The sequence below is a fragment of the Actinoplanes sp. NPDC051633 genome (assembly GCF_040681735.1).
In the GTDB taxonomy this organism is placed as follows: Bacteria; Actinomycetota; Actinomycetes; order Mycobacteriales; family Micromonosporaceae; genus Actinoplanes.
Window position 1 is genome coordinate 1 of record NZ_JBFAZH010000542.1, and the last position, 5,221, is coordinate 5,221.

Genomic DNA, 5,221 nt, shown 5'->3' on the forward strand with positions numbered 1-5,221 from the left:
TACTGCTGCGCCGCACCCAGGTCGGCCATCGCCTCGACCAGCGTGGCGTCGTCCAGGCGGTCGCCGACCACCTCGTCCGGGTCCTCCCGGTTGACCGCGGCGCGGGCGGCCGCGAGCGAACGTGCCCTGCGGTGCAACGCCACCAGGTCCCGCGGGCCGATCCGCCAGCGGGCGCCGGTGAGCAGGCGCAGCAGTGAGGCGCCGTCGGTCGGGTCGGCGAGCACCCGCAGCGTGCACACCACGTCGCGGACCTCGGGGGTGTCCAGCAGGCCGCCCAGGCCGACCACCTCGACCGGCAGGCCGCGGGCCCGCAGCGCCTCCTCGATCACCGGGATCTGGCTGCGCACCCGGACCAGCACCGCGCTGGTCGGCCGCAGGTCGAGCGGGATCTCGCCCGGCAGGGCATCGCGCATGCCGGCGGCGATCCGCCAGGCGGTGAGCATCGAGTCGGCGATCCACTCGGCCTCGTCGGCGTAGGTGGGCAACAGCGCACACGCGACGGTCCGGCCGCCCACGTGCTCGGCGGTGCGCTGCGCCGGAACCAGCTCGGCGACCCGGGCGCCGGCCGCGCGCAGGGGACGCGACAGCGCGTTCGCCACGTCCAGGATCTCCGGGCGGTTGCGCCAGCTCTTGCTGAGGTTGAGCACCCAGGCGTCGCGCCCGCCGGGCCCGGTGAACTCACTCGGGAACCTGTCCAGCGTGCCCGCCGACGCGCCCCGCCACCCGTAGATCGATTGGCACGGGTCACCCACCGCGGTCACCGGATGACCCCCGCCGAACAGCGCGTTCAGCATCGTCACCTGCGCGTGGCTGGTGTCCTGATACTCGTCGAGCAGCACCACCTTGAACCGCCCGCGCTCGATCTCGCCGACCTCGGGATGGTCGCGGGCGACGCGGGCCGCCCGCGCCATCTGGTCGCCGAAATCCATCGCCTCCAGGTCGAGCTTGCGCTGCTCGTAGAGCCGGACCAGGGGCAGCAGGGTGAGCCGGTGCTGCTGGCGGCGCAACATGTCGGACACGTCCTTGTAGACGCGACCGGGCAGCGACTGCACCTCGGCGAAGAACCGGCCGGTCCAGGCGGCCAGCTCGTCCGGCGACCGGAGGTGCTCGGCCAGCTCGCCGGCCAGCGCCAGCACGTCGTCGGTCACCGTGCCGGGGGCGCGGTTGAGGCCGGTCATCTCCCCCGTGTACGAACGCACGAGCGAGTCGACGATCTGCCAGCGGGCGGCCTCGGTGAGCAGCCGGGCCGACGGTTCGTAGCCGGCGCGCAGGCCGTGCTCGGTCACCACGCGAGCGGCGTAGGAGTGGTAGGTGGCGACGGTGGCCTCACCGGCGAAGGCGTCGTCACGGCCCAGGCGGCGGACCAACTGCCCGAGACGGGTACGCACCCGGTGCGCCAGCTCGCCGGCCGCCTTGCGGGTGAAGGTGAGGCCGAGGATCTCGTCCGGATGCGCGTACCCGTTGGCGACCAGCCAGACCACCCGCGACGCCATCGTCTCCGTCTTGCCGGACCCGGCGCCCGCGACCACCAGGACCGGTTCGACCGGGGCCGCGATGATCGCGGTCTGCTCCGGGGTGGGCGGGTGCAGGCGCAGCAGCCGGGCGAGCTCCATCGGCGTGTAGCGCGGACCGGAGTCGGCTATCCTGCGCGGCCGGGGCCGGTCGTCGGTGAACAGGGACGGCTGGGTCACGGTTCCACGACCTGCCGCCCCCGCCCGGAGACCGGGCAGCTCGTCTGGACCGGGCAGACCCGGCAGCGGGAGTTGGCGACCGCGGAGAAGGTGGCGGCGGCCATGGTGTCGGCGGTGCGGCGGACCATCGCGTACGCCCACTCGGGGTCGTCCGCCTCGGCGAGCGGGAGCTGCATCTGCTCGCGGGCCTCCTTGGTGGGGCCGAGCTGGACCAGCGCCGCACCGCCGCTGTCCCGGTTGTCGTGGATCGTCTCGAAGGCGCCCGCGTCCACGGCGGCCTGGTAGCCGGCGAGCTGGGCGTGCTCGGCGACGTCGGAGGCGGTGACGGCGGTGCTCTTGCCGGTCTTGAGGTCAATCACGACGAGCCGGCCCTGCTCGTCCACCTCGAGCCGGTCGACCCGGCCGGTGAGCTGGATGGGCCGGGTGGGGTCGTCCAGCCGCACGGTGAACTCGTGCTCGATGGCCAGCAGCCGGCGCGGGTTCTTGGCGAGCCAGCGCAGCAGCTTGTCGACCATGCCCTGGGCGCGTTCCTGCTCGGGCCCGGCGAGCCAGCGGGCGGCCAGCTCGATCGCGTCGAAGCGCGCCGACACGTACTCGACCAGCCGCTCCCGGTCGGCGTTGGCGTCCTCGGCGAGCATGGCGGCGGCGTGCACGAGGTTGCCGACCCCCTGGGCCGGCCCGGCCGGCGCCGCACCGCCGTGGCGTTCGAGCAGCCAGCGCAGCGAGCACCGCAGCGCACTCTCCATCGCGGAGGGTGTCACCTTGACCGGCTCGCCCTCGTCGACGAGCGGCCGGTCGTCGGAGAGCGCCTTGAGCCCCCACCACTCGTCGGGATGCGCGCCGGGAACACCGGCGGCGGCCAGCTTGGCGAGCTCGGCGGCCGCGGCGCGCCGCCGGCCGGGCGTTTCCCGCTGCGACACGACGACGGTACGCAGCTCGGCGACCAACGCGGACAGCGTGAGCGCCCGCGGCGCCTGCCCGGCCTGCACACCCTCACCCGCGTGCGGCGCCGCCTCGCCGGCGGCCGCTTTCACGCGCTGCCCCGGCACGGCAGGCGCCGCACCCGCCGATTCCGCGCCGTCCGAGCCGCGGGCGGCCGTGCTCAGCTCGATCGAGTCGGGCCCGATTGAGTCGGGGCCGGTCAAGCTGGGGCCGGTGGGGTCGGGATCTGTCGAGTCGGGGCCGGTGGGGTCGGGATCGGTCGGGCCCAGGTCGTCCGGGTCCAGGGGGTCGGGTGGGCCGGGGTCGTCCGGGTCGTCGGGCGGGTTCTCCGGGCCCTCGGCCACGCCGGCCAGCTCGGTGAGGAAGCGGGACGGCTGCTCCTCGCCGTCGGAGCCGCCCACCCCCGCCGAGGCCACCGCCGTGACGACCAGCCTGCGCTTGGCCCGGGTGGCGGCCACGTAGAACAGCCGCCGCTCCTCGTCGAGCAGGGCCGAGGTCTGGCCCACGACCGCGGCCGCGCCGGAGGCGGCGCGGCCCGCCACCAGGTCGACGAGTCGTTCCGAGCCGAGCAGGCTGCCGCGCAACCGCAGGTCGGGCCAGATCCCCTCCTGCACGCCGGCCATCACCACGACGTCCCACTCGAGACCCTTGGCCGCGTGCGCGGTCAACAACCGGACGGCGTCGCCGCGGTCGGCGCTCGGCGCGATCGAGTCGGCGGGCAGGTCCTGCCCGAGGACGTGGTCGAGGAAGACCTCGGTGCGGGCGCCGGGCAGCCGGTCCACGAACCGCGCCGCCGCATCGAAGAGCACGACCATCGCGTCGAGGTCGCGGTCCGCGGCCTCGGCCCGCCACTGCCGGGCGCGGCCGCCATCGCCGCCCGGCTCGACCGGTGCGCCGCGGGTGCTCAGCCCATACCAGCGGTCGCTCAGATCGCTGTCCCGCCAGACCGTCCACAACACCTGCTCGGCGGTGGCGCCGGGCTCCGCGGCGGCGGCCCGCGCGGTGGCGATGAGGCGGGCGATGTTCTGCGCGGGCCGCGCCCAGCGCCGCTCCACCATGTCCAGTCCCGCGGGATCCCGGACGGCGTCGACGAGCAGCTCTCCGGACGGACGCCGGTCCCCCGCCGCCAACGCCAGCGCCCGCAGCCCTTGCCGGAGCCGGCGCTCGGCCAGCGGGTCGGCGCCACCCAACGGGGAGTGCAGGAGCCGGACCGCGGCCTCTTCATCGAGCAGCTCGGGTTCGAGCGCGCACCGCAGCAGAAGAAGGAACGGCGCGACGGCCGGCTGCAGATGCAGCGGCAGATCCTCCGCCAGCGTGACAGTCGGCACCCCGGAGGCGGACAGCGCCCGCTGCAACGAGGGCAACTGCAGCGTGGTCGACCGCAGCAGGACGGCCATCCGCGACCAGGGGACACCGTGGATCAGATGCGCCTCCCGCAGGACGTGCGCCACATAAGCGCCCTCTCCCACGGAGGACCGGAACGTCCGCACCACCGCGCCACCGGCAAGCCCGTCCCCGCCCGGCTCCGCACCCGACGCCTGGGCCGGGATGGAACGGGCCGGCTCCGGTGGCGGCGGGTGCAGGTAGCGGTGGCGGTACGGGCCGCGCATGCGGGCGGAGACCCTGGCCGTCGCGTCCAGCACCGGTGACTGCGCCCGGTAGCTGGTGTGCAGGGTCAGGGTCTCGGCCAGGGCGCCCGATGCCGTGCGGAAACGCACCGGGAAGGACGACACCGCCTCGGGGTCGGCGCCCCGGAAGCCGTAGATCGACGAGTCGGGGTCACCGAAGGCGACCAGCGGCACCCCGCCCGACGCGATCAGCGACAGCAGCTCGATCTGGGCCGGGTCGGTGTCGGCCAGCTCGTCCACGTAGATGAAGTCGAGCCGGCGCCGCTCGGCCTCCAGCAGCGCGGGATCGTCGGCGAGCAGGCCCGATGCCGCCCGCACCAGCTCGGCCGGGTCGTAGGCCGTCGAGCCCCGCGTGGTGGCGTCGCGCAACGCCAGCACCGCGACGTACTGGCGGATGAACCGCGCCGCGGCCGGCCAGTCGTCGCGGCCGAGCCGCTCACCCAGCCGGGCCAGCTCGGCCGGTGAGACACCCCGCTCGGCCGCACGCTGCATCAGGTCACGCAGCTGCTGGGCGAAGGCCCGGGTCGGCAACGCCGCGCGCATGGCGGGCGGCCAGCCGAACGGATCATCGACCTCGGCGGCGGCGGACGGATCCGGGCCGGACGAATCCGGGCCGGACTGATCCGGGTCGGCAGAAGTGATGATCGAGAGGAGCTCCCTGATGATCAGGTCCTGCTCGGGGCCGGTGAGCAGGCGCGGTGACGGCTCGCCCCGCTCGGCGGCGGCGCGGCGCAGGAGACCGAACGCGTACGCGTGAAAGGTCCGCACCAACGGCTCGTGCACGATCCGCCGCGGATCCCCGGCGATCCGCGCCTCGATCCGGTCCCGCAGGGACGCCGCACCCCGGCGACCGAAGGTCAGCACCAGCACCCGCTCGGGATCGGCCCCCTCGAGGATCCGGGCCGCCACCGCCTCGACCAGCGTCGTCGTCTTGCCCGTCCCCGGCCCGCCGATCACCAG

The 5,221-nt window shown here is 75.0% G+C and carries 2 protein-coding genes; both read right to left on the reverse strand.

The window, feature by feature from the left end:
* On the reverse strand, window positions 1–1,691 hold a 1,691-nt coding region (locus AB0M20_RS26105; RefSeq protein WP_364302489.1), incomplete at its 3' end, for an ATP-dependent helicase.
* A partial coding sequence (locus tag AB0M20_RS26110) for an ATP-dependent DNA helicase (RefSeq protein ID WP_364302491.1) occupies window positions 1,688–5,221 on the reverse strand: 3,534 nt, incomplete at its 5' end. The genes AB0M20_RS26105 and AB0M20_RS26110, both read right to left, overlap by 4 nt.